27 protein-coding genes are annotated in these 21148 nt (G+C 58.7%); 14 read left to right on the top strand and 13 right to left on the bottom strand.

Features of this window, described 5'->3' with window-relative positions; all coding sequences use genetic code 11:
* Nucleotides 1–73: 73 nt before the first annotated feature.
* From CYR55_RS10130 to CYR55_RS10115, 4 genes are all read right to left on the bottom strand, one after another.
* Complete coding sequence (locus CYR55_RS10130) at nucleotides 74–1075, bottom strand: D-cysteine desulfhydrase (protein ID WP_241522130.1); 1002 nt, start codon at nucleotides 1073–1075, stop codon at nucleotides 74–76.
* 217 nt (nucleotides 1076–1292) lie between these two features.
* Nucleotides 1293–1805, bottom strand: coding sequence for a flagella biosynthesis regulatory protein FliZ (fliZ, locus tag CYR55_RS10125; RefSeq protein WP_072928540.1), 513 nt, complete (start codon nucleotides 1803–1805; stop codon nucleotides 1293–1295).
* A gap of 75 nt (nucleotides 1806–1880) precedes the next feature.
* Nucleotides 1881–2603: an RNA polymerase sigma factor FliA gene (locus CYR55_RS10120; RefSeq protein ID WP_101816025.1), complete on the bottom strand. Its 723-nt coding sequence runs from the start codon at nucleotides 2601–2603 to the stop codon at nucleotides 1881–1883.
* Nucleotides 2604–2885: 282 nt separating this feature from the next.
* The gene (locus CYR55_RS10115) at nucleotides 2886–3710 is read right to left on the bottom strand and encodes a flagellin N-terminal helical domain-containing protein (protein ID WP_101816024.1); all 825 of its coding nucleotides are present in this window, start codon (nucleotides 3708–3710) and stop codon (nucleotides 2886–2888) included.
* A gap of 538 nt (nucleotides 3711–4248) precedes the next feature.
* Between CYR55_RS10115 and fliD the strand changes: the two genes are divergently transcribed.
* From fliD to CYR55_RS10085, 6 genes are all read left to right on the top strand, one after another.
* Nucleotides 4249–5682 carry a flagellar filament capping protein FliD gene (gene fliD / locus CYR55_RS10110; protein WP_101816023.1) on the top strand — a complete coding sequence of 478 codons (1434 nt, stop codon included), beginning with the start codon at nucleotides 4249–4251 and terminating at the stop codon, nucleotides 5680–5682.
* A 9-nt stretch (nucleotides 5683–5691) separates the two neighbouring features.
* The gene (gene fliS / locus CYR55_RS10105) at nucleotides 5692–6102 is read left to right on the top strand and encodes a flagellar export chaperone FliS (RefSeq protein ID WP_101816022.1); all 411 of its coding nucleotides are present in this window, start codon (nucleotides 5692–5694) and stop codon (nucleotides 6100–6102) included.
* Complete coding sequence (gene fliT / locus CYR55_RS10100; protein ID WP_101816021.1) at nucleotides 6102–6467, top strand: flagella biosynthesis regulatory protein FliT; 366 nt, start codon at nucleotides 6102–6104, stop codon at nucleotides 6465–6467. Before fliS ends, fliT begins: the two co-directional genes overlap by 1 nt.
* Nucleotides 6468–6576: 109 nt before the next feature.
* Complete coding sequence (locus CYR55_RS10095; protein ID WP_101816020.1) at nucleotides 6577–7419, top strand: helix-turn-helix transcriptional regulator; 843 nt, start codon at nucleotides 6577–6579, stop codon at nucleotides 7417–7419.
* A 161-nt stretch (nucleotides 7420–7580) separates the two neighbouring features.
* The gene (locus tag CYR55_RS10090) at nucleotides 7581–9230 is read left to right on the top strand and encodes a glycosyltransferase family protein (protein ID WP_101816019.1); all 1650 of its coding nucleotides are present in this window, start codon (nucleotides 7581–7583) and stop codon (nucleotides 9228–9230) included.
* Between the two features lie 222 nt (nucleotides 9231–9452).
* Nucleotides 9453–10466: an acyltransferase gene (locus tag CYR55_RS10085; RefSeq protein WP_101816018.1), complete on the top strand. Its 1014-nt coding sequence runs from the start codon at nucleotides 9453–9455 to the stop codon at nucleotides 10464–10466.
* A gap of 93 nt (nucleotides 10467–10559) precedes the next feature.
* Here CYR55_RS10085 and CYR55_RS10080 read toward each other — a convergent pair whose 3' ends face one another.
* Nucleotides 10560–10784 carry a YgdI/YgdR family lipoprotein gene (locus CYR55_RS10080; protein WP_101816017.1) on the bottom strand — a complete coding sequence of 75 codons (225 nt, stop codon included), beginning with the start codon at nucleotides 10782–10784 and terminating at the stop codon, nucleotides 10560–10562.
* A gap of 211 nt (nucleotides 10785–10995) precedes the next feature.
* Here CYR55_RS10080 and CYR55_RS10075 point away from each other — a divergent pair, with 211 nt between their 5' ends.
* Both CYR55_RS10075 and CYR55_RS10070 read left to right on the top strand, forming a co-directional pair.
* Entirely contained in the window at nucleotides 10996–11262 is a 267-nt protein-coding gene (locus tag CYR55_RS10075) for a sigma-S stabilization anti-adapter protein IraP (protein ID WP_101816016.1), read from the top strand.
* 393 nt (nucleotides 11263–11655) lie between these two features.
* Nucleotides 11656–11916: a biofilm/acid-resistance regulator YmgB/AriR gene (locus CYR55_RS10070; protein ID WP_165699569.1), complete on the top strand. Its 261-nt coding sequence runs from the start codon at nucleotides 11656–11658 to the stop codon at nucleotides 11914–11916.
* A 53-nt stretch (nucleotides 11917–11969) separates the two neighbouring features.
* On the opposite strand, the gene CYR55_RS10065 is transcribed toward CYR55_RS10070, so the two are convergent.
* From CYR55_RS10065 to fliE, 8 genes are all read right to left on the bottom strand, one after another.
* Nucleotides 11970–12170, bottom strand: a complete 201-nt coding sequence (locus CYR55_RS10065) for a hypothetical protein (protein ID WP_101816014.1) — start codon at nucleotides 12168–12170, stop codon at nucleotides 11970–11972.
* A 138-nt stretch (nucleotides 12171–12308) separates the two neighbouring features.
* Nucleotides 12309–12464 (bottom strand): hypothetical protein, encoded by a 156-nt coding sequence (locus CYR55_RS23545; RefSeq protein WP_165699568.1) that lies wholly within the window; start codon nucleotides 12462–12464, stop codon nucleotides 12309–12311.
* A gap of 174 nt (nucleotides 12465–12638) precedes the next feature.
* A complete protein-coding gene (locus CYR55_RS10060) occupies nucleotides 12639–12824 on the bottom strand; it encodes a hypothetical protein (RefSeq protein WP_101816013.1) in 186 nt (61 codons plus the stop codon).
* A gap of 81 nt (nucleotides 12825–12905) precedes the next feature.
* On the bottom strand, nucleotides 12906–13106 hold the full coding sequence (locus tag CYR55_RS10055) for a hypothetical protein (protein WP_146000971.1): 201 nt from the start codon (nucleotides 13104–13106) through the stop codon (nucleotides 12906–12908).
* Nucleotides 13107–13282: 176 nt separating this feature from the next.
* Complete coding sequence (locus CYR55_RS10050) at nucleotides 13283–13465, bottom strand: hypothetical protein (protein ID WP_072928526.1); 183 nt, start codon at nucleotides 13463–13465, stop codon at nucleotides 13283–13285.
* Complete coding sequence (locus tag CYR55_RS23540) at nucleotides 13455–13607, bottom strand: hypothetical protein (protein WP_165699567.1); 153 nt, start codon at nucleotides 13605–13607, stop codon at nucleotides 13455–13457. Before CYR55_RS23540 ends, CYR55_RS10050 begins: the two co-directional genes overlap by 11 nt.
* Nucleotides 13607–13795, bottom strand: coding sequence for a hypothetical protein (locus CYR55_RS10045; RefSeq protein WP_101816011.1), 189 nt, complete (start codon nucleotides 13793–13795; stop codon nucleotides 13607–13609). The genes CYR55_RS23540 and CYR55_RS10045 overlap by 1 nt, the downstream gene beginning before the upstream one ends.
* Before the next feature lie 155 nt (nucleotides 13796–13950).
* Nucleotides 13951–14268, bottom strand: a complete 318-nt coding sequence (gene fliE, locus CYR55_RS10040; protein ID WP_101816010.1) for a flagellar hook-basal body complex protein FliE — start codon at nucleotides 14266–14268, stop codon at nucleotides 13951–13953.
* A gap of 294 nt (nucleotides 14269–14562) precedes the next feature.
* On the opposite strand from fliE, the gene fliF reads away from it, so the two are divergent.
* Genes fliF through CYR55_RS10010 form a run of 6 tightly spaced genes read left to right on the top strand, consistent with a single transcriptional unit; the run spans nucleotide 14563 to nucleotide 21125 of the window.
* Nucleotides 14563–16281 carry a flagellar basal-body MS-ring/collar protein FliF gene (gene fliF, locus CYR55_RS10035; protein ID WP_101816009.1) on the top strand — a complete coding sequence of 573 codons (1719 nt, stop codon included), beginning with the start codon at nucleotides 14563–14565 and terminating at the stop codon, nucleotides 16279–16281.
* Nucleotides 16278–17270, top strand: a complete 993-nt coding sequence (gene fliG / locus CYR55_RS10030; RefSeq protein WP_101816008.1) for a flagellar motor switch protein FliG — start codon at nucleotides 16278–16280, stop codon at nucleotides 17268–17270. Before fliF ends, fliG begins: the two co-directional genes overlap by 4 nt.
* Nucleotides 17263–17961: a flagellar assembly protein FliH gene (fliH, locus tag CYR55_RS10025; protein WP_101816007.1), complete on the top strand. Its 699-nt coding sequence runs from the start codon at nucleotides 17263–17265 to the stop codon at nucleotides 17959–17961. Before fliG ends, fliH begins: the two co-directional genes overlap by 8 nt.
* Entirely contained in the window at nucleotides 17958–19325 is a 1368-nt protein-coding gene (fliI, locus tag CYR55_RS10020) for a flagellar protein export ATPase FliI (protein WP_101816006.1), read from the top strand. Before fliH ends, fliI begins: the two co-directional genes overlap by 4 nt.
* A 31-nt stretch (nucleotides 19326–19356) precedes the next feature.
* Nucleotides 19357–19803 (top strand): flagellar export protein FliJ, encoded by a 447-nt coding sequence (fliJ, locus tag CYR55_RS10015; protein WP_101816150.1) that lies wholly within the window; start codon nucleotides 19357–19359, stop codon nucleotides 19801–19803.
* Nucleotides 19800–21125, top strand: a complete 1326-nt coding sequence (locus CYR55_RS10010; RefSeq protein ID WP_101816005.1) for a flagellar hook-length control protein FliK — start codon at nucleotides 19800–19802, stop codon at nucleotides 21123–21125. Before fliJ ends, CYR55_RS10010 begins: the two co-directional genes overlap by 4 nt.
* The last annotated feature ends 23 nt before the right edge of the window (nucleotides 21126–21148 follow it).

Genomic DNA, 21148 nt, shown 5'->3' with positions numbered 1-21148 from the left:
GTTATCATTTAGTTTACCGGTTAACATGAATAGATCATCCTATCGTTATACCGGAAAGTTATAGATAAGCCTGTCATACTTGCGGCGGATAGGCAAACAGCGCCGGGGCACCGCCGGTATGAATGAACAGAATGGGCTCCGCCGCAAAGCGCTTGCGTTCGAGGCCGTCAATCAACCCGGCCATCGCCTTGCCGGTGTAGACCGGATCCAGCAGAATGCCCTCCTGGGCCGCCAGCAGTTTCACCGCGGCCATGCCCTCTTCACTCGGCACGCCGTAACGCGGGCCGAAATAGTCATCCCACAGGGTCACCGGCACGGGGGCCTCCTCCAGCGACAGCATCGCCGACACCTCCTGTTGCAGCGCCTCCACTTTGGGCCGCTGCTCTTCTGCCTTGCGTGATACCGTCACGCCGATAAGCGTGGTCTCCGGCAGCAGTTGTTGCAACCCGACGGCCAGCCCGGCGTGGGTACCGGCACTGCCGGAGGCCACCACCACACTGCCGAACGCCACCTGTTGCGCCCGCTGCGCAATCTCCAGCGCGCACTGGATATAGCCGAGCGCGCCCAGGCCATTGGAGCCGCCCACCGGGATCACATAGGGGCGGAAGCCCTGCGCTTCCAGCCGTTCCGCCTGTTCGCGCAGCTGGGCCTGCGGGTCGTGCAGCGCGTCACACATCACTACTTCAGTATTGAACAGATCCAGCAGCAGCCGGTTGCCGTTGTGCTGGTAGTTGTCGCCGGGGTGGTAATGGTCAGCTGACGGGGCGGCGAACGGGCTTTCCAGCAATGCCACGCAGTGCAGGCCGAGCCGGGCGGCCACGGCGGCCGTCTGGCGCACATGGTTGGACTGGATCGCCCCGGCGGTGACCAGCGTGTCAGCCCCCTGCCGCAACGCTTCAGCGGCCAGAAACTCCAGCTTGCGCAGCTTGTTGCCGCCCAGCGCCAGCGGCGTGAGGTCATCCCGCTTTATGTAGATCTCATGGCCGAGATAATCGGAGAGACGATCGAGCCGCTCAAGCGGCGTGGCAGACCCGACCAGGTCGAGGCGCGGCACGGCAGCCAGCTGCTCAGCCAGGTAACGGTATGATGGTGTGTTTGGTTGTTGGCTCACCGGTTTCCCCTCAGGAAGGTGCAGAGATTCAACCTATAGATCTAGCAGATGTTTCTTTGCGAATCATCCATTGCAGTTAAGGATCGCGGGCGGCGGGGCAATTAAGGCGCATAAAAACAAAAATGCGCCCCGGTCACGGCATGACGGGGGCGCATTCGGTTATCGGGTAACACGGGCTGGCTCAGCGCGGCTGGCTTTGCCAGGCCAGGTACTGGTCATACTTACGCAGGGCAATACGGTAATTGTTGTGGCCGGCGTCCGGCAAATCCTCAATGATCCGCTGGTGAATGCTGTTGCCCTTGATGCGGTCACGCGGATAGTTGCAGGCACTCAGCATCTCATCCAGGCGGCGCAGGCGCACAACGTATTCACGCACCGTGCTGTGGCTCATTTCGGTCTGCTCAAACAGATACTGCTTGAACGCTTTAATATCAAAATACTCAGGGTTGCTGTTGCAGGAGATCTCACTGCAAAAACGGCACAGCGCCATCAGCTCATTTTGCAGCTTCAGCCAGACCTGATCGTCGATCAGCTGATCCATGCCGGCAATGGCTTCTTTATTAATAATCTGTCCGCGGAAAACCAGCGCCATGCGGTCAAGCTGCTTGGTGCATTGCGAACAGTGAGTCTGGCTGTGTTTGTAATCTTTAAGATAGCGGCTCAGCGGCCGTTTTTTTACAGATGTGCCTGGCATATAAAAATTCCGCTAAAGTGATTTTTTATTAAGGGGCGGAACTCTGAAGAGAGTGCCTGCCGGGCAGGCACACAATTAGTGATCGGCATTAAGTCTGGCTCGCAAGCGCTTGATAGCCTGACTGTGCAGCTGGCTGACGCGGGATTCCCCCACCTCCAGCACCGCCCCGATCTCCTTCAGGTTCAGCTCTTCCTGGTAATACAGTGTTAACACCATTTTTTCGCGTTCGGGCAACGCCTCGATAGCTTCCATTACCCGCTGGCGGAGGCTGCCCTCCAGCAAGTGGTGCAATGGGTTGCTCTCTTCATGGCCTTCCGTCAGTGTCTCCGCACTGTCGCCGTGCTCTTCCCGCCACTCGTCGTAGGAGAACAGCTGGCTGTTGTTGGTATCCATCAGGATCTGACGGTACTCTTCCAACGGGATGGAAAGCGTTTGCGCCACTTCACTTTCAGTGGGTGGGCGCCCGAGCAGCTGTTCAGCCTGCTGCATGGCCACCGACACTTCGCGCGCATTACGGCGCACGCTGCGGGGTGCCCAGTCGCGGCTGCGCAGTTCGTCCAGCATGGCCCCACGGATGCGTTGCACCGCGTAGGTGGTAAAAGCCGTACCTTGCAGGGCGTCGTAACGCTCAACCGCATTCAAAAGCCCGATGCCCCCTGCCTGTAGCAGGTCATCCAGCTCAACGCTGGCGGGCAGCCGCACCTGGAGGCGCAGGGCTTCATGGCGGACAAGCGGAACATAACGCTGCCACAGAGTATTCTTGTCAATGACGCCTTCGGCGTTATACAAATCGCTCACTGTTAAAACCTGGCATGGGGTGGGGTTAGACGTATTATCCCTGTACCCAGGCGAAGTAATCGGCAGAACAAACCGTAAAAAGGGTGGCTATTTGTTTTATGTCGACCAGGCTTTTTCTTTTTTTCCCTAAGATAAATCCGAATCGCGGCCGATACTTTACACGACATTCACGCTGTTGTACTGCTTAACAACCTGAAGCAACGAAAAATTTAACTTAAGTATTACCACTGGTTAAAATAAACCCCGCCGGAGCGGGGTTGGGAACGAAACCAGAGTGCGGGATTAACGCAGCAGGGAGAGAACGCCCTGTGGAACCTGGTTCGCCTGGGACAGTACAGAAGTACCAGCCTGTTGCAGAATCTGTGCGCGGCTCATGTTAGAGACTTCGGTCGCGTAGTCAGCATCCTGAATACGGGACTGTGCAGCGCTCAGGTTGGTTACGGTGTTGTTGATGTTGTTAACAGTGGACTCGAAACGGTTCTGAACCGCACCCAGGCCGCTACGTGCTTTGTCAACGGTGCTGATGGCGGTGTCGATAGTTGCCAGTTCAGTACCTGCCAGGGATTTCAGGTCGATGGAAGCCACACCCAGGGTGGTGGTGTCAGCTTTTGCACCGGTCAGGTCCAGGTCGATGGTCTGGCCGTCGTCTGCGCCAACCTGAATTTTAACTACACCAGAGGTACCGGCAGTGCCGTCCAGCAGGTTGGTGCCGTTGAAAGAGGTCTGGCTGGCAACGCGGTTGATTTCAGACAGACGAGCGGTCACTTCATCCTGCAGGGAAGCCAGGTCGCTGTCGCTGTTGGTGCCGTTCGCTGCCTGTACGGTCAGTTCACGAACACGCTGCAAGTTGGTGTTGATCTCGTTCAGCGCGCCTTCAGCGGTCTGCGCCATGGAGATACCGTCGTTGGCGTTACGTGCTGCCTGAGTCAGGCCTTTGATGTTAGAGGTGAAGCGGTTGGAGATTGCTTGACCAGCCGCATCGTCTTTTGCACTGTTGATACGCAGACCAGATGACAGACGCTCGATAGCGGTGCCCAGAGCGGCCTGAGATTTGTTCAGGTTGTTCTGAGTAGTCAGGGACATCAGGTTAGTATTGATAACTGACATAGTGGTATTCCTTAATCGCAAATTAGGTTTAGGTTTGAGCTAGTTGCTCACGGCGTCTCTCACCGTCCTAAAATTTATCGGCGCGTTATGGGGGAACTTTAAAAGAAATTTTCAAAATCAATTAACGCAATGATAATAAAGGAAAACTAATTTCAAATATTCTTCCGGGAGGGGAAAATGCAGGGGCAATGCGGTTAATCAGCGCGTTTTCTTGTGGCTTTCTTTTATATCAGTGACGGCGGCACGCCTTTATACTGGCGGCGTTTTCTGGTGAACCAGTAATGCCGGGCGCGTGCCCTCTTCTCTTATACACACGTCCGCTTATACCGATGCCCTTTCAGAGCGCTATTCCCGGGCAGCGGCTGCGGTGACGTTTTGCCGTTAACCGGCGCGCCGTTCCGGTTGCTGCCACTATCGCCACAATACCCCCTATTCTTCCGCGCTATTCCGCGCATCATTTTTTTTGACTTTACGTAAACTTTTACGCATCCGGGCCGATACCTGCTTTCAGGTACATACTCAACATTAAGGAAGCACCATGGCGACTATCAGTAACCTGGGGGTAGGATCGGGCCTCGATCTCAGCACATTATATACGTCCCTCGAAACCGCTGAGCAATCGAAGCTGACCACCATTACCACCCAGCAGAGCAGCTATAACAGCCAGCTGAGTGCCTATGGCAAGCTGCAAAGCTCCCTGACCAGCCTGCAGACGGCAACCGAAGCGCTGACCAAAAGCACCGCGTTTAACAGCACCACCGTCAGCAGCAGCAATACCGCGTTTACCGCGACCACCGACAGCACCGCCAACACCGGCAGCTATTCGGTCTCCGTGACGCAGATTGCCAAAGCGCAGACCCTGCTTTCCGGCTCAGTCAGCAGCAATACCTCGCAGCTCGGCACCACCGGCGCGACCCGTACCCTGACCATTACCCAGGCCGGTAACGACACCCCGCTGAGCATCAGCCTGACGGATGACCAGACCAGCCTGACCGGCATCGCGAACGCCATCAACAAAAGCGGCGGCGATGTCTCGGCCAGCATTATTAAAGCGGATGACGGTGACTACCGCCTGATGCTGAGTTCCAAATCCACCGGCACCGACTATGACATGACCGTCAGCGTCAGCGGTGATGACGCCCTGCAGGCCGTGATCGGCTACACCGCAGGCGGCAGCAGCAACGGCATGACCCAGCAGGTGCAGTCTCAGAATGCCAAGCTGACGGTGAACGGCGTGGCGATTGAGCGCAGCAGCAACACCATTACGGATGCGCCGTCCGGCGTGACGCTGCAGCTGAAATCCGCCAGCGTCTCCGGTGCTTCAGAGCAGCTGGAAGTGACGCGCGCCACCGATGACACCAAAGCCGCGATCAACGCGTGGGTGAAAGCGTACAACTCGCTGCAAAGCACCATTGCCACCGTCACCAAATACACCAAAGTGGAAACCGGTGAAGACCAGTCCAGCACCAACGGTGCGCTGATCGGCGACAGTAACGTGCGCAGCATCCAGTCCCAGTTGCGCAGCCAGCTGACCACGGTGCAGAGCGGCAGCCTGGCGATCATGGCGCAGCTCGGCATTACCCAGGACCCGGCCATCGGTTCTGATGGCTCCAGCGGTAACCTGCTGGTGGATGACACCAAACTCTCGGCCGCCCTGGCTAATAACCCACAGGGCGTCACGGACTACTTTGTCGGCGACGGCAAAACCACCGGTTTCGCCACCGTGATGAATAACACCCTGACGGACATGCTGAGCACCGCGACCGGCAAAGAGGGCGTGATTAAAAATGCCACCGACGGCATCAACAGCACGCTGAAGACCCTGAGCCAGCGTTATGACGACATGAGCGACAGCATTGATGCCACCATGGCGCGTTACAAAGCCCAGTTTACCCAGTTGGATACGCTTGTTTCCAAACTCAATAACACAGCCAGTTACCTGACGCAGCAGTTCAGCACGTCAAGTTCATAAGGACGACATATGTACCATCGTTCGGGGGCTCACTCTTACCAGCAGGTCAGCCTGGAAAGCGGGGTAATGAGTGCCAGCCCGCACCAGTTGATTGTCATGCTGTTTGACGGGGCGCAAAGCGCCCTGGTAAGGGCAAAGATTTTCATGGAGCAAGGGGACATTGCCAACAAAGGCCATGCGATCTCTAAAGCGATCAATATCATCGACAGCGGCCTGCGTGCCGGGCTTGACCGTGAACAGGACGGCGAGCTGGTCGATAATCTGGATAATCTCTATGAGTATATGAGCCGTCGCCTGTTGCAGGCTAATTTGCACAATGACTTACCGGCTCTCGAAGAGGTTTCCGCGCTGTTAGATAATATCGCGGATGCCTGGCGCCAGATTGGACCACACTATCAACCTTCTCAGGACGTGAAATAATGGATCGTCACCCGCACCTTGTTACCGCTTACCAACAGATTCTGTCCCTCAGCGAGCAGATGCTCGCCCTGGCACACCAGGAACAGTGGCAGGAATTGGTTGAGCTCGAGATCAGTTATGCCAAGGCGGTAGAAAGCACCGCCGCCCTCCCTGTCAATGACGGCGTACCTGAGCAGGTGCAGGAGACGATCCGCAGTATGCTGACGCGTATTCTCGATAACGAGAGCCAGGTTAAGCAGTTGCTTAACGCCCGGATGGGCAAGCTGGCCGAGCTTATCGGCAATACCGGCCGTAAAAAAGATCTGCATCACGCCTACGGCAAGTTCGATGGGCAGTACACCATGCTCCAGGGCGACCCGCAGTAACGCGGCCTGCCGCGCCCGGCAGGCTGGTGTTTTTTCGCGTGCCGGTGTCTCCTGCCGGCCACACCCTCCGCCGGATGCGGGCAGCCACTCTCTATCACTCTGAACACTTATGGAACGGAAAATTCGCGCTTACCCCGGTGTCGGCATTGCCGGGCACCTGATCCAACACAGTGCGCTGTGCGTGCCGTCACTTTACGTCAGCCGGCCCTGCCTGATTTATGTGACACACGGCTATAACGTGTTGCGTACCCACGGGGGGGAACTGCGGATCCGTCAGGGTGAAATGCTGGCGCTGAACGGCGGCCAGACGCTGGACGTGTATAACGGCCTGGATGAGAAAGGCCTGTACGCCGGCAAAGCCATCGCCTGCGACCCGTCGCTGGTGGCAGACTTTGGCCGGCAGCATACCCCGCTGCTGTCGCCGGTCACTTCTGCGGCCATTATCCCCGACCCGGCCAACCAGTTTACCCAGGCCTTTGACGCCTTTTTCGACGCGCTGATGGGGATGCCCTCGCTGCCTGCGCCTATCGCCCGCCACCGTATGCAGGAGCAGGTGTTGTGGCTGGCCCAGCACGGTGTGAGGCTGCATACCGCGCCACCGGTGACGCTCAGCCAGCAGGTGCGGGAACTGCTGCTGACCGATATCTCCCATGCCTGGCCGGCGGCCACAGTGGCTGAACGGCTGGAGATGAACGAAGTCATGCTGCGCCGCCGGCTCGCCGCCGAAGCGGAAGTGCTGCGCAATATTATCGCGGATACCCGCATGACCCACGCCCTGCACCTGTTACAGAACACCGATGCGGCGATTGCCGTGATTGCCCAGAGCGTCGGCTATGAGAGCGGCTCCCGCTTTGCCGAACGTTTTCGTAAGCGTTTTGGCTTTCTGCCTACCGCCATCCGCGGCCACCAGCGGCAGATCGCCTGCCCCGATTGCGGTTTGCGCAACGGCTGACACCCGTTCAGGATGGAATGCACTGCACAAAATGAGAATAAGTGCATCGCCTCCCATAGCATGACGCCGCAAAAGCCCTTATCGTTTATCCGCCCGGCATGACATGGATCAGCGGGCAGGCACCGCAGGCAGCGGCATCAGGCGTGAGAAAGGGCAACATCATGGGTACAGAAAAGGGTCTGCGCTGGGCGGCACTCGCCGCTATGGCCGTTATTGTGGTGTTGCCGCTGTTGACCACAGGCATCTGGTACGGGCATGACTGGGAAGCGCACCTGCTGCGCATGACCTCACTCAACCAGGCGCTGGCCCACGGCCAGTTCCCGCCGCTGTTTGACTACTGGAACCCCAACCAGTATGGCTATTCCTGGCAGATGTTCTACCCGCCGCTCAGCTCGCTGCTGTTCCTGCTGGCGCGGGGGCTGACCTTTGGCCTGGCGTCTGACGTGGTGCAGATGAAACTGGTGTTCGCCTTTATCCTGGCTGTCGGGTTCGGTTCCGCTTTTTACGCCGGTAAGCGTGAACACCGCAGCCTGGCGGCCGGCTCCCTGTGCGGCCTGCTGTTTATTACCTCCGCCTATTTCCTGAATAATCTCTATATCCGTTTTGCGGTGGGCGAATGCCTGGCGATGGCCGTAATGCCGCTGTTTGTGCGGGGGTGCAGCTCGCTTATCAGTGACCGGCGGGACGCCCGGCTGATCCCGCTTTCAGCTTCCCTGATCCTGCTCTCCAATATCCCCAGCGTGGTGGTCAGCCTGCTCTTTTTCCTGCTGTTTGCCGCCCTGAACGCCCGGGCGCTGTTTACCCGCCAGAACCTGCTGTTCCTGGCGCGCTCGGTGCTGCTGATTCTGGCGTTGACCTGCCTCTACTGGGGGCCGCTGCTCTACCATATGGTCTATTCCGATGTGTATGCCTTTAAGGGGATGCTGTTCAGCTACCGCCATATGGACCGTTATAAAAGCGACCTGCTGCAAACGCTGCTCGGCCTGCCCAGCCATTACGGGCTGACCCAGAACGGCACCTACGCCTCCCCCGGTTTGCCGTTGCTGCTGCTCAGCCTGGCAGCACTGCTGATGCCAGTGGCCCGCCGGGGTAAAACCCTGCTGGTGGCCGGGCTGGTGATGGTGCTGCTGACCACCAACCTGATGAACTGGAATTGGCTGCCCGCCCACACGCCCGTGATTAATATCATGCAGTTTTCGTGGCGGCTGCTGATGTGCGCCTGCGCACTGCTGGCGCTCTATGCGGTGGTGCCGTTGCAGTGGCTGCTGACCCACCGGCGCGGTACAGCGGGCCTGATGCTCGCCGCCCTTCTGGCCACCGCCTGGCTGCCGGTAAAAAGTGCCCTCGACCAGCCGCTGCCAAGGTTCCAGACCACGCGCCTGTACGCCGATTACCTCAACACCCGCACCATGCAGGGCAATACCTACGAGCTGCTGGCCGCCCAGACGTTACCGCCAACCGCGCGCAATCATCTTCTGCCCTCGCCGGGCGGTTACATCAACGGCTATCCGACGTTCCATGTCTCTGTTCCGGCGCCGGCACTCTATACCCTGCCCTATGTGATGTACGCTGGTTACAGGCTGATTGTTGATGGGCAGAGCGTCGCCCCGGTGCCGCTGGATGATGGTTTTATGGGGGTGCGCCTGCCGCCGGGTGAACACACCGTCACGCTGAGTTACCAGACGCTGATTGTGATCATCCCGGCGCTGGTGTCGCTCTCCACCCTGCTGATGATGGTCTGCCTCTGGGTGCGCAAGCGGCTGCGCCCGCCGCTTTTATTAATGGGGCCGCCGGGGCACCTGCCGGAATAAGGCGGCAAATCGTCTGGGGAAGGACTTTTGCCGCCCTGTTACCAGGATTGAAGGTTTATTCACTCTTTAAAGAATTCACCCGGGCCGGATGTCGCTTCATTCTGGCCGGCATGGAATGGCGATCAGGTTTTTACTCTCCCCTAACCTAAATTTGTTGATAATTATTTGTCTCTCTTATAAGAATAAACGACTTATCTTTACTCACGTACCGTGCAGGGAAGTATGGAAAAAAACTTTAATCTTGATGTGATGCGCGTTATCGCCATTGGCGCCGTGGTGCTGATTCACGGTTCGATGAATACGTTTTACATGGCCCCTATTGACAGTGCCGCCTGGAACATCACTAACCTTTGTTATTCACTTGCCCGCTTTTGTGTTCCCCTGTTTTTTATGATTTCTGCCTTTCTGCTGATCAAAGAGGATATGGATATCCGTACCTTTTTACGCCGGCGGCTGGCGAGGATCGCCCTGCCATTGCTGGCCTGGTCTTTGATTTACGGGCTGCTTACCGGTGAAGATATTTTCAGCCGGCACTGGCTGGTGGATGTGGTGATTAATCATAATGCGATGGCTCAATTATGGTTTTTATATGCGCTGATTGGCCTTTACCTGCTGATGCCGCTGGTTTCACTGCTCTACTATAAAGGCGGGCGGCCGCTCTGCTTATTTTATGCAATATTGACCTTTCTGTTCTCCTGCCTGTTTCCGTTTCTCAGCGATGCTTTCAGGATCAATATTGCGTTTGTCGGCAATATGGCGCTGAATAACTTTAATGCCTATGTGATTTTCCTGTTCCTGCCCCTGTTTATTAAAGATATAGGCTTTACCCGGCAGCGCGGCTGGCTGGCGCTGGGCCTGTTTATTCTGGCGGTCATCGTGATGTTTACCGGTACCCGTTCGGTATCGCTGGCAGCCCATGCCCCGCGGGAAACGTACTACACCTATTTCTATCCGCCGGCTGTGGTGGCCTCCGCTGCCCTGTTCTACCTTATGCTGAATGCCCGCTTTACTTTTAGCCCGCTGATAAAGCAACGGCTTACCTTGGTGGCAGAGTGCTCGTTTGGTATTTTCCTGGCGCATATGGTGGTGTATCTGGCCATTACCCGGCTTATCAATGTCAATGAAAAACTGATTTGGCCTTTTGCCTCCCTGCTGTTCTCCGGGGTGATGTTCGGCGTCACCTACCTGGCCGTGCGCTATCTACGTACCGTGCCCTATGTCCGGGCCCTGCTCTGAAAAGCCGGCAATAAAAAACCCCGCTTCTGCGGGGTTTCCTTTCTTCCATTATAAAAAACCCCGCAGAGACGGGGTTTTTGCGGGAGATAAAGGTCAGTTTTTAATTTCCTGCATCTGCTTCACGGTATTCTGGTTAATTTGCTGTTTGTTACCCCAGGCATCCTTATAGCTGATCATGCCGGTCTCGTTATCTGTTTTTGGTTTGCCGTCGCTGACGATCGTCCGGCCATCAATGGTATGGATGGCGTAATTGCTGCTGGCGCAGCCGGACAACAGGGCAGAAAGAATAACCGCAGAAGCCACAATGACTTTTTTCATAACTCACTCCTTTTTGTTAAGAACATTTCAAGGATAGTGCAAACCCTACCGACAGCAAGTGCGCCGCATTTTTAGCAACACGCAGGTTTTCTTTCCGCCTTTTGCAATTTGTGAGAAAAAGCACAACAACCTATTAAAATTTTGCTATCAGGCTTATGAATTTCCGCATTACTATGAGCGCGCTAACGACCCCTTATTGTGTGGAGATCTTATGAAAGCGTTAATAGCGGAACTGCTGGTGAAACTGGCAGAAAATGATGTGGCCTCAAAAGAGACATTGATTCAGGTAGAAGCCCTTCAAATTGCGGTAACCGCGCTGATGAATGCGCTGGATGCACAGACCAGGGCAACGATTTCAAAACAGGTCAATAAAGCGCTGGATCTGGCTTCTGAGGATGCGGCGACCAATCCTGACGATTTGATCAAGCTGCGCGGCTGCCTCTATGCGCTGATTGACCAGCCGCGTATCGATCCATGATTTCCCGGTTCTGCGTGACATCCCGGGGGCCGGGCAAACGTCACTCTCCACTGCACGGTTAACCCTTGCCGGGGCGGCCACCTGGGCGGCCCCGGCAAGATCGCTCCCCTCTCTTTCCCCCTGCCCGACAGTCTGCTTACCCACTCCTCCTACCACACAAAAAGCTCAGGCTAAAGTTACGCAAAATTTTCATCTTTGTATAAGTTTATCGGGGAGCAGGGAGTGCTCGCCTGTCATAACAATAACGGATGCATCACGTTGCCTCTGACGGTGTTTGGTTTCACTTTCAGAGGTTTTTTTTATTTATACACCTGTCTGGATAACCTGCGGCCTGCCCATCCAGCGAGATGTGGAACAGGCGGTATGCGGAATACGCTATTTAAGGGAACAAAAATGAATAAACAACCCGTCTCTGCGGAACATGAAATTGCCCAGTATTTTAACAATCCGGCCGCGATGTCGGCGGCGGAGTCAGAGGTTGTCGCACAGATTGTGGCGGAGTTGCTTAAGACCCATGAGTTTGTGACCAACAAAGCGATCATTGCCAACCTGATTGAAAAACTGGAAACCGAGCATGATGTGGTGAAGCTGGATGTTTACCGGCATGCCCTGGAAGCGATGATCCTGAAAGCGCCGGACGAGACGTTTGCCTGACAGATTGCGGGCGGCCATGGTGGCCGCCCGCAATACCTGACGCCGGCCTGCTGTCAGGCCGAGACTTTGCTCATCTGCATCAGTTCATCCAGCCGCTGCGCCATCTCCGTGATATTTTTTCTCAGGTCAGCATCCGCCTCGGTGGCGGTGGCCCCCTGGCCCGTGACCTCAAACTGGTAATCTGCCTCCCGGCAGGTCGCCGCATACCGGTAGCGCCCCGACGCGTCGGACGTTTTCTCAATCTCTAATGACATCCTGTTTCTCCTTATTGTGTTACCCCTGAAGCCGGGTGTTACCCCTAAAGATAGCAGACGCACGCGGCCCGCTGGTGAAAACGCCCGGCAGCCAGACAGGAAAAAACCGCCCGCAGGCGGTTTTAAGGCAGAAAAGGGTTACACGTCATCCGGGGTCAGAGGCACTTCTTCCTCATCATCATCCCCTAAAGGATCATCCCCTAATGGATCATCCTCTTCAGGAAACTCTTCCGGGGTCTCAGGAACCATATCATCATCCGGCAGCGGGTCAATTTCATCAGGACGTTCGGACATAACTACCTCCAGGCCCGACATGGGCATAAGAAGTATAGGCAAGCCGTATAGCGGAAATCTGCCGGACATCACATCCTGGTGAACTAATGTACAATCAGGCTAATCTGTCTGCCCGGCCGGGCAGCGGCAACAAAAAACCGCCCGCAGGCGGCCTTGGTGATACGTAATCAGGGGTTATTTAGAGTCTGATTCGTAAGGATCTTCTTCATCATCGTTGCTGTCATCGCGCTTTCTTGGGATCTCCCCCTCTTTATTCACCAGATCATCCTCTTCATAGGGATTGGGTGAATTAGGCGCATCTTCGGGCAGACCGTGATGTTTATTGGGGAAAGGCGCGTTGTGATCGGGCTGTTCAGACATGGTGCTCTCCATTGACTCACGGGTTGTCCGTTAAGTATAGAAGAGAACGGCAGATTCAGCCTGCCGGTGCCTGCCTTCCTTTCAGCCCTTCAGGCGCAGCTTACTCAGGATAACCTGATGCCTGCGCCGTTTATGCGGCGAGGGGTGCAGATGGCGCATGACCCGCTGTTCCAGCTGCTGGTCACTCAGCTCGCGTCCCCGTACTGCATACACCCAGCATACCAGCCGGATATAGGGGAAAAACCACCAGCTCACTCCCTGTTTAACGCGCATGTTTGCCACTCGGTTACTCTCCTCACTCTGTCAGTATTGCCCGCCCTTCCGCGCTGCAAGCCCTGCATTATTGCATATGCGCCCGGCAGCCGGGTTTGTAAAGACAGCTTTTTTTATCAGCAGTTCATAAGACAGCGTAAAGAATCGCGGTGACACGCCGGTGAAGGCAGAGGGCATCAGCCTGCTTAGCGTTTCCCGGCAATTTCCACATAATCATATACCAGCTCATGCGCCCGGCTTAACAGCAGGTCAACGGCCATCGGCTGGTGCCCACCGTCGCGTACCAGTTTCAGGGCCTCGCAGAGGTGTTGCTGGGCCTGGGTAAGCTGATGCAAGGGTTTTTTAAACGGGATGATTTCAGCGGCCATTTTTTTCTCCTAACTTTTGAATTGCCATGCAGACACAGGCTGTGCTTAGCCAGATTGTGCCGCAAATTAATGCGATGCCATTGTCAGACACCATGGCGGTGCCGGTAATCAGCGCGCCAAGTGCTGCCAGAAAGTAATGCATTACTCACTCTCCGGGATGCGGCGGGCCTGCCAGCCGGCCCGGAATGCCACCCAGGCCTGTTGTGCCTGTAACAGCCGGTAACGGTCGCCTGTGCGCGCAATCGCCTCAGGTTCCGCCCCACCCTCGGAATACCAGGCGTCGAACTCATCCCGGATCATCGTTTCTGTGTTGATCATGTTGGTTTGCATCAGAATCACCTTGCCTTATTTTGCCTGAACACATTATCGGCAGCCGTGTGAATAACCGTAGTAAATTCATTGGTAATGATTAAAATTCAGGCAAAACAAAATGATAAAGCGGCGAATACCTCGGCAACACGTTGTGGCCCGGGCATCAGCCCTCACTACACCTGCATGTTCATGATTTCCTGGTAAGCGGAAACCAGCTTGTTACGCACCTGCACACCGAGTTGCAGGGAGACAGAGGATTTCTGCAGATCCACCATCACGTCATTCAGGCTGACGCCGGGCACGCCCAGCTCAAACTTCTCAGACTGAATACGCGCACTGTTCTGGATGTCGCTTATCTTGCCGACAGCGGCTTTCAGCTCGCTGGCAAAGCCTGCGTGCTGCAACGGCTGGGCGGTGGCAGCGGGGCCGGCAGCCTGGAGCGCGGTGGCCTGCATCTGCTGGAGGACGCTTTGAATACCCTGAATTGACATACTTTTCTCTCTGGTGTCAGCCCGCGCCGGACGCGCCGGCGGACGATATGCTTTTGATGGCTGACACCCTATCACAGGGTTTTTTGGCTAAAGCGTCTAAATAGCTGCAAAAAACACGGCTTATTCACCCATCGAATTTTCTGTCAACAGCAAATAATGGCCCACCTGAAAATTGGGACATTTCCTATTACCAGGTCCAGTGCCTTTTGACGCGTCAACGCAAACCGCCAGGGAGTCCGTTTTGCAACTCTATACCATTACTCACATCCGTTTGCAGCGTAACGAGGTGGCCTCATGAATGCCGCGACCGCTACCGGCGAAAACCGTGAAAACGGCATGAATGCGCTGTTTACCCGTTTGCGCGCCAACCCAAAAATTCCGTTGCTGATTGCCGCCGCCGCGGCAGTGGCGATTGTCGTTGCCATGATGCTCTGGGCGCGCAGCCCGGACTATCGCGTCCTGTTCAGTAACCTGAACGATAAGGATGGCGGCGATATCGTCACGCAGCTGACGCAGATGAACATCCCTTACCGCTTTGCGGATAACGGCGGTGCGCTGCTGGTGCCGGCGGAGAGTGTCCATGAGACACGTCTGCGCCTGGCCCAGGCCGGGCTGCCGAAAGGCGGTGCGGTGGGCTTCGAACTGATGGATCAGGAGAAGTTCGGCATCAGCCAGTTCAGCGAGCAGATCAACTACCAGCGTGGTCTGGAAGGCGAGCTGTCACGCACCATTGAAACCCTCGGCCCGGTGCTGAGTGCGCGCGTCCACCTGGCGATGCCGAAGCCGTCGCTGTTTGTGCGTGAGCAGAAATCCCCGTCGGCCTCCGTAACGCTGGCGCTGCAACCCGGCCGTGCGCTGGATGACGGCCAGATCAACGCCATCGTTTATATGGTCTCCAGCAGCGTTTCCGGCCTGCCGCCGGCGAGCGTGACCGTAGTTGACCAGAGCGGCCACCTGCTGACCCAGAACGAAGGCGGTGAGCGCTTCCTGAACGCGACCCAGCTGAAGTTCACCAATGAGCTGGAGAGCCGCTTCCAGCGCCGCATCGAGAATATCCTGGCGCCGATGGTCGGGGCCGGTAACGTCCATGCGCAGGTTACCGCACAGATCGACTTCGCTGCCCGCGAGCAGACGGATGAGCAATACCAGCCGAACGGCAGCGCGGACAAAGCTTCTATCCGTTCCCGCCAGTTGAGCACCAATGAACAAGTGGGTTCAGCGGTCGGCGGCGTGCCGGGCGCGCTCACCAATCAGCCGGCACCGGCCACCACCGCACCGATTGATACGCCACCGGCCAAAAATGCGGCAAACGCCAAGAATGCGGCGGCCAACAAAACCGCTGATGCCGCGACCCGCAGCACCGCCACCGCGGCGCGCGGCACCGCATCCGGCAGCAGCCGCCATGATGAAACCACCAACTACGAGCTGGACCGCACCATCCGCCATACCACGGAAAGTGCCGGCGGCGTGCAGCGCCTCTCTGTGGCGGTGGTAGTGAACTACGCCACCGGCGCAGACGGCAAACAGAAAGCCTTAACCGACGCCCAGCTTAAGCAGATCAACGATCTGGTGCGTGAGGCGATGGGCTACTCCGCCGAGCGCGGCGACAGCCTGAACGTGGTCAACACGCCGTTTAACGATGCGCAGGATCTGCCGGTTGAGTTGCCGTTCTGGAAACAGCAGTCGTTCTTCGAGCAACTGATTGAGGCCGGCCGTTACCTGCTGATTCTGATTGTGGCCTGGATCCTGTGGCGCAAGCTGGTTCGCCCGCAACTGCGTAAACAGCAACAGGCACAAGAGGCCGCCGTGGCTGCCGCTGCTGCTGCCCAGGCGATTGCCGCCACAGAAAATGCCCCGGCCGCCAAGCCGAGCAGTGATGAACTGGCCCAGCGCAAGCGTTCCCAGCAGCGTGTCAGTATTGAAGTCCAGACCCAGCGTATCCAGGAGCTGGCCGATAAAGAACCTCGCGTGGTCGCCCTGGTGATCCGCCAATGGATGAGTACCGAGCTATGAGTTTGTCCGGAACCGATAAGAGCGCCATCCTGCTGATGACGCTGGGCGAAGACCGCGCGGCGGAGGTGTTCAAACACCTCTCCTCGCGCGAGGTACAGCAGCTGAGCAGCGCGATGGCGAATACCCATCACATCTCCACCAAAGTCATGGCGGAAGTGCTCAACGAATTCGAGGTGGATGCCGAGCAGTATGCGGCCCTGAGCATCAACACCAATGACTACCTGCGCTCGGTGCTGGTCAAGGCCCTGGGCGAGGAACGCGCCTCCAGCCTGCTCGAGGACATCCTCGAGTCGCGTGAAACCACCACCGGCATGGAAACGCTCAACTATATGGAACCACTGATGGCGGCCGACCTGATCCGCGACGAACACCCGCAGATCATCGCCACCATTATGGTGCACCTGAAGCGCGGCCAGGCCGCCGACATCTTGGCGCAGTTCGACGAACGCCTGCGCAACGATGTGATGCTGCGTATCGCCACCTTCGGCGGCGTGCAGCCGGCAGCGCTGGCGGAACTGACCGAAGTGCTGAACAACCTGCTCGACGGCCAGAACCTCAAGCGCAGCAAGCTGGGCGGGGTGCGTACCGCCGCCGAGATCATCAACCTGATGAAAACCCAGCAGGAAGAAGCGGTCATGGACGCGATGCGCGGCTACGACGGCGAGCTGGCGCAGAAGATTGTCGACGAGATGTTCCTGTTCGAAAACCTGGTGCAGGTCGACGACCGCAGCATCCAGCGCCTGTTGCAGGAAGTGGACAACGAGTCGCTGCTGGTCGCCCTGAAGGGTGCCGAACAGCCGCTGCGCGACAAGTTCCTCAACAATATGTCGCAGCGTGCGGCCGATATCCTGCGCGACGACCTGGCCAACCGCGGCCCGATGCGTATGTCGCAGGTCGAGGCAGAGCAGAAAGCGATCCTGCTGATTGTCCGCCGTCTGGCGGAAACCGGCGAAATGATGATTGGTGGTGGCGAGGATACCTATGTCTGATGCGCTTAACCGGCTGCCGTGGCAACCGTGGAAACTTAACGATCTCTCCCCTGCCCCGAAGCGCATGGAGCCGGCCTTCCAGGCCGCCTACGATGTGCTGGTGGAGCACGAAGAGCACTCGCGCCAGCATGAACTGGCCGGGTTACGCCAGCAGGCCCAGCAGGAGGGCCACCAGTTAGGCTTCCAGCAGGGTAAACAGCAGGGGTATGACGCCGGCTTCCAGGCCGGTTATCAGGCCGGGCAGCAGCAGGGGCTCGACGCCGCCCAGGCGCAGCAGCAGCCGCTGACTGAACAGTGGCAGGCGATGGTCACCGATTTCCAGCAGACGCTGGACTCGCTCGACAGCGTGATCGCTTCCCGCCTGATGCAGCTGGCGCTGACGGCCGCGAAACAGATCCTCGGCCAGGCGCCGCAGTGTGACGGCGCGGCGCTGCTCAGCCAGATCCAGCAGCTTATTCAGCAGGAACCGATGTTCAGCGGCAAGCCGCAATTGCGGGTCAGCCCGCAGGATTATGACCGCGTGGAGCAGCAGCTCGGCGTGACACTGAGCCTCAACGGCTGGCGGCTGGTCTCTGACCCGCAGATCCACCGTGGCGGCTGCAAAGTCAGCGCGGAAGATGGTGACCTTGATGCCTCGCTCTCCACGCGCTGGCAGGAACTCTGCCGCCTGGCGGCACCGGGGGAAGTATGACAGCCCGTTTAGGCCGGTTACTGCACGCCCTGGATGATGCCGAACAGCGCATCACCCGCACCCCGGCCCTGCGCCGTTACGGCCGCCTGACCCGCGCCACCGGGCTGGTGCTGGAGGCGACCGGCCTCCAGTTGCCGCTCGGTGCCACCTGCATTATTGAGCGGATGGACGCCAACCATCAGGTGCAGGAAGTGGAGAGTGAAGTGGTCGGTTTCCAGGGGCAGCGCCTGTTCCTGATGCCGCTGGAAGAAGTGGAAGGCATCCTGCCCGGTGCGCGGGTCTATGCCCGCATGACGCAGGACGGCCAGAGCAGCGGCAAGCAGTTGCCGCTTGGCCCGCAGCTGCTCGGCCGGGTGCTGGACGGCGCGGCCAAGCCGCTGGACGGCCTGCCGCCGCCGGAGACCGGCTTCCGCGCCCCGCTGATGACCGCCCCGGTCAACCCGCTGCTGCGTACCCCGATTGAGCAGGTGCTGGACGTCGGCGTGCGCGCCATCAACGCCCTGCTGACCGTGGGGCGCGGCCAGCGTATGGGCCTGTTCGCCGGTTCCGGCGTCGGGAAAAGCGTGCTGCTCGGCATGATGGCACGCTACACCCAGGCCGATGTGATTGTGGTCGGGCTGATTGGCGAGCGTGGCCGCGAAGTCAAAGACTTCATTGAAAATATTCTGGGTGCCGAGGGCCGCGCGCGCTCAGTGGTGATCGCCGCCCCGGCGGACGTCTCGCCGCTGCTGCGTATGCAGGGGGCTGCCTATGCCACCCGCATCGCCGAAGATTTCCGCGACCGTGGCCAGCATGTGCTGCTGATCATGGACTCCCTGACCCGCTACGCGATGGCGCAGCGTGAAATCGCCCTGGCGATCGGCGAACCGCCGGCCACCAAAGGCTACCCGCCGTCCGTGTTTGCCAAGCTGCCCGCGCTGGTGGAACGTGCCGGTAACGGCGTGGATGGCGGCGGCTCGATCACCGCTTTCTATACCGTGCTGACCGAAGGCGATGACCAGCAAGACCCGATCGCCGACTCCGCGCGTGCCATCCTTGACGGCCATGTGGTGTTGTCACGCCGCCTGGCAGAGTCCGGCCACTACCCGGCGATCGATATTGAAGCCTCCATCAGCCGGGCAATGACCTCGCTGATTGATGACACCCACTACCGCCGGGTGCGCCAGTTCAAACAGATGCTGGCGAGTTACCAGCGCAACCGCGATCTGGTCAGCGTCGGGGCGTATGCCGCCGGCAGTGACCCGCTGCTGGACCGCGCCATCCGCCTCTACCCGCAGATGGAAGCGCTGTTGCAGCAAGGCATTCATGAGCAGAGCGACTTTACCGCCTCCTGCGACCACCTGAACACCCTGTTGCCGGGCTGACCGGCAACGCGTTTTTTCCCGTGAGGCCATGATGAACAGTCTCTCCCCGATGAACACCCTGCGCGATCTGGCGCAAAAGGCGCTGGATCAGGCGGTCACCCAGCTTGGGCAGGTGCGCCAGTCGCATCTTAATGCCGAACAGCAGCTCACTATGCTGCTCAGTTACCAGGATGAGTACCGCCAGCAGCTGAACAGCACGCTGAACGGCGGCATCGATGCGCTGAGCTGGCAAAACTATCAGCAGTTTATCCAGACCCTGGACAAGGCCATCGAGCAGCACCGCCGCCAGCTGGCGTTGTGGAACCAGCGCCTGGATCAGGCGGTGAGCCACTGGCAGGACAAACAGCAACGGCTGAATGCTTACCAGACGCTGGCTGACCGCGCCCTGTTACAGCAGCGGGTGGTTGAGGGGCGGCTGGACCAAAAACGCATGGATGAATTTGCGCAACGCAGCACCTACAGGAACCGAGAACAATGAACCTCACTCTGTTGAACCTCGCCCCCACGGCGGAGACCGCCACCACCGCGATCTCCCCGGCGGCCGCCAATGGCCTGACTGCCGGGCTGGAGCCGGAGGAGACCGGCCTGGATTTCGCCGGCCAGCTTGACGCCCAGTTAGGGCAACTGGCCGCCGGTGTGCCCGGCAGCGCGCTGACGGCGGCAGGTGAGCCAAAAGGCAAAGGTTTCACCGCGCTGACGGCTGACGGCAAAACGGCGCTGGCAGCAGCGGCGGCCACCGGCAAAACCACGGCGGGTAAAACGCAGGCCGCCGATCTGGTGAGCCAGCTGGCTGCTGCCGTGGAAAAACTGACCCAGCCCGGTGCCGCCCCGGCTGCGCTGACCAGCCGTGATGCACGCGTGGAGAAAAGCGACACAGACGCCGCCGGCAGTGCGGATAAAGAAGACGATCAACAGGCGATCCAGTCCCTGTTCGCTATGCTCGGCCTGCCGGCCCCGGTGATGGCCCCGGCACAGGCGGCCACGTCCGGCACCACGGCGGCGGCGTCCGGGAAAACCGCACGTGATACGGCCGCGGCACCCGGCGGCAGCGCCACCTCGGCCCTGAGCTCGGCGCTGGCCACCGCGACGACGTCCACTGCCTCACCGGCTGCCGCGCACACGGCTCAGGACACCGATAACACCGCGGCGGCGGCCACACCGGCCGTGGCCCCGGCGGAGAGCCTGGAGAGCGCAGCAACGCTGCTCTCAGCGGCCCAGCCGCAAAAAGAGCTGCCGGCCCCGGTCACTGACAGTACACCGCAACCTGCTGTGCAGGCGCTGGCGATGCCGGTTGCCGCAACGGCTGCCACTGCCACCGCAACCGCCGCAGTGGCGGCCACCCCGCAGATCACCAGCCCGCTGGCCACGCCTGAGTGGCAGCAGGCCCTCGGCCAGCAGGTGCTGATGTTTACCCGCCACGGCCAGCAGAGCGCAGAACTGCGCCTGCACCCGGAGGATCTCGGAGCATTGCAGATAAGCCTGAAAATTGATAACGACCAGGCGCAGCTGCACTTCGTCTCCGCGCATCAGCAGGTTCGCGCCGCGGTGGAAGCCGCGATGCCGCACCTGCGCACGGCGCTGGCGGAGAGCGGCATCAGCCTGGGGCAAAGCAGCGTCGGCAGTGACAGCAGCGCCTGGCAGCAGGCGCAACAGCAGCAGACGGCCCAGCAACAGGGCGGCCGCAGCACGCCAAACAGCTGGGGGGCCACGGATGCCCGTGCCGCCGCTGAACCGCTGGCTGCCCCGGCCAGCCTGGTCTCACGCCTTGGCGGCAGCGGCGGTGTGGACACCTTTGCCTGACGCTTTGAGCCCCTGCCCACACA

This window comes from Chimaeribacter californicus (genome assembly GCF_002858675.1).
Taxonomy (GTDB): domain Bacteria; phylum Pseudomonadota; class Gammaproteobacteria; order Enterobacterales; family Enterobacteriaceae; genus Chimaeribacter; species Chimaeribacter californicus.
The sequence above is the reverse complement of the archived record's forward strand: the minus strand, read 5'-3'. Positions and strand labels throughout refer to the sequence as shown.

Excerpts from the sequence above, each read along its gene's own strand:
- fliZ (WP_072928540.1), bottom strand. The coding sequence starts at position 1,805 with ATGCCAGGCACATCTGTAAAAAAACGGCCGCTGAGCCGCTATCTTAAA.
- CYR55_RS10115 (WP_101816024.1), bottom strand. The coding sequence starts at position 3,710 with ATGTCAGTTATCAATACTAACCTGATGTCCCTGACTACTCAGAACAAC.
- fliD (WP_101816023.1), top strand. The coding sequence starts at position 4,249 with ATGGCGACTATCAGTAACCTGGGGGTAGGATCGGGCCTCGATCTCAGC.
- fliS (WP_101816022.1), top strand. The coding sequence starts at position 5,692 with ATGTACCATCGTTCGGGGGCTCACTCTTACCAGCAGGTCAGCCTGGAA.
- fliT (WP_101816021.1), top strand. The coding sequence starts at position 6,102 with ATGGATCGTCACCCGCACCTTGTTACCGCTTACCAACAGATTCTGTCC.
- CYR55_RS10095 (WP_101816020.1), top strand. The coding sequence starts at position 6,577 with ATGGAACGGAAAATTCGCGCTTACCCCGGTGTCGGCATTGCCGGGCAC.
- CYR55_RS10090 (WP_101816019.1), top strand. The coding sequence starts at position 7,581 with ATGGGTACAGAAAAGGGTCTGCGCTGGGCGGCACTCGCCGCTATGGCC.
- CYR55_RS10085 (WP_101816018.1), top strand. The coding sequence starts at position 9,453 with ATGGAAAAAAACTTTAATCTTGATGTGATGCGCGTTATCGCCATTGGC.
- CYR55_RS10080 (WP_101816017.1), bottom strand. The coding sequence starts at position 10,784 with ATGAAAAAAGTCATTGTGGCTTCTGCGGTTATTCTTTCTGCCCTGTTG.
- CYR55_RS10075 (WP_101816016.1), top strand. The coding sequence starts at position 10,996 with ATGAAAGCGTTAATAGCGGAACTGCTGGTGAAACTGGCAGAAAATGAT.
- CYR55_RS10070 (WP_165699569.1), top strand. The coding sequence starts at position 11,656 with ATGAATAAACAACCCGTCTCTGCGGAACATGAAATTGCCCAGTATTTT.
- CYR55_RS10065 (WP_101816014.1), bottom strand. The coding sequence starts at position 12,170 with ATGTCATTAGAGATTGAGAAAACGTCCGACGCGTCGGGGCGCTACCGG.
- CYR55_RS23545 (WP_165699568.1), bottom strand. The coding sequence starts at position 12,464 with ATGTCCGAACGTCCTGATGAAATTGACCCGCTGCCGGATGATGATATG.
- CYR55_RS10060 (WP_101816013.1), bottom strand. The coding sequence starts at position 12,824 with ATGTCTGAACAGCCCGATCACAACGCGCCTTTCCCCAATAAACATCAC.
- CYR55_RS10050 (WP_072928526.1), bottom strand. The coding sequence starts at position 13,465 with ATGGCCGCTGAAATCATCCCGTTTAAAAAACCCTTGCATCAGCTTACC.
- CYR55_RS23540 (WP_165699567.1), bottom strand. The coding sequence starts at position 13,607 with ATGCATTACTTTCTGGCAGCACTTGGCGCGCTGATTACCGGCACCGCC.
- CYR55_RS10045 (WP_101816011.1), bottom strand. The coding sequence starts at position 13,795 with ATGCAAACCAACATGATCAACACAGAAACGATGATCCGGGATGAGTTC.
- fliE (WP_101816010.1), bottom strand. The coding sequence starts at position 14,268 with ATGTCAATTCAGGGTATTCAAAGCGTCCTCCAGCAGATGCAGGCCACC.
- fliF (WP_101816009.1), top strand. The coding sequence starts at position 14,563 with ATGAATGCCGCGACCGCTACCGGCGAAAACCGTGAAAACGGCATGAAT.
- fliG (WP_101816008.1), top strand. The coding sequence starts at position 16,278 with ATGAGTTTGTCCGGAACCGATAAGAGCGCCATCCTGCTGATGACGCTG.
- fliH (WP_101816007.1), top strand. The coding sequence starts at position 17,263 with ATGTCTGATGCGCTTAACCGGCTGCCGTGGCAACCGTGGAAACTTAAC.
- fliI (WP_101816006.1), top strand. The coding sequence starts at position 17,958 with ATGACAGCCCGTTTAGGCCGGTTACTGCACGCCCTGGATGATGCCGAA.
- fliJ (WP_101816150.1), top strand. The coding sequence starts at position 19,357 with ATGAACAGTCTCTCCCCGATGAACACCCTGCGCGATCTGGCGCAAAAG.
- CYR55_RS10010 (WP_101816005.1), top strand. The coding sequence starts at position 19,800 with ATGAACCTCACTCTGTTGAACCTCGCCCCCACGGCGGAGACCGCCACC.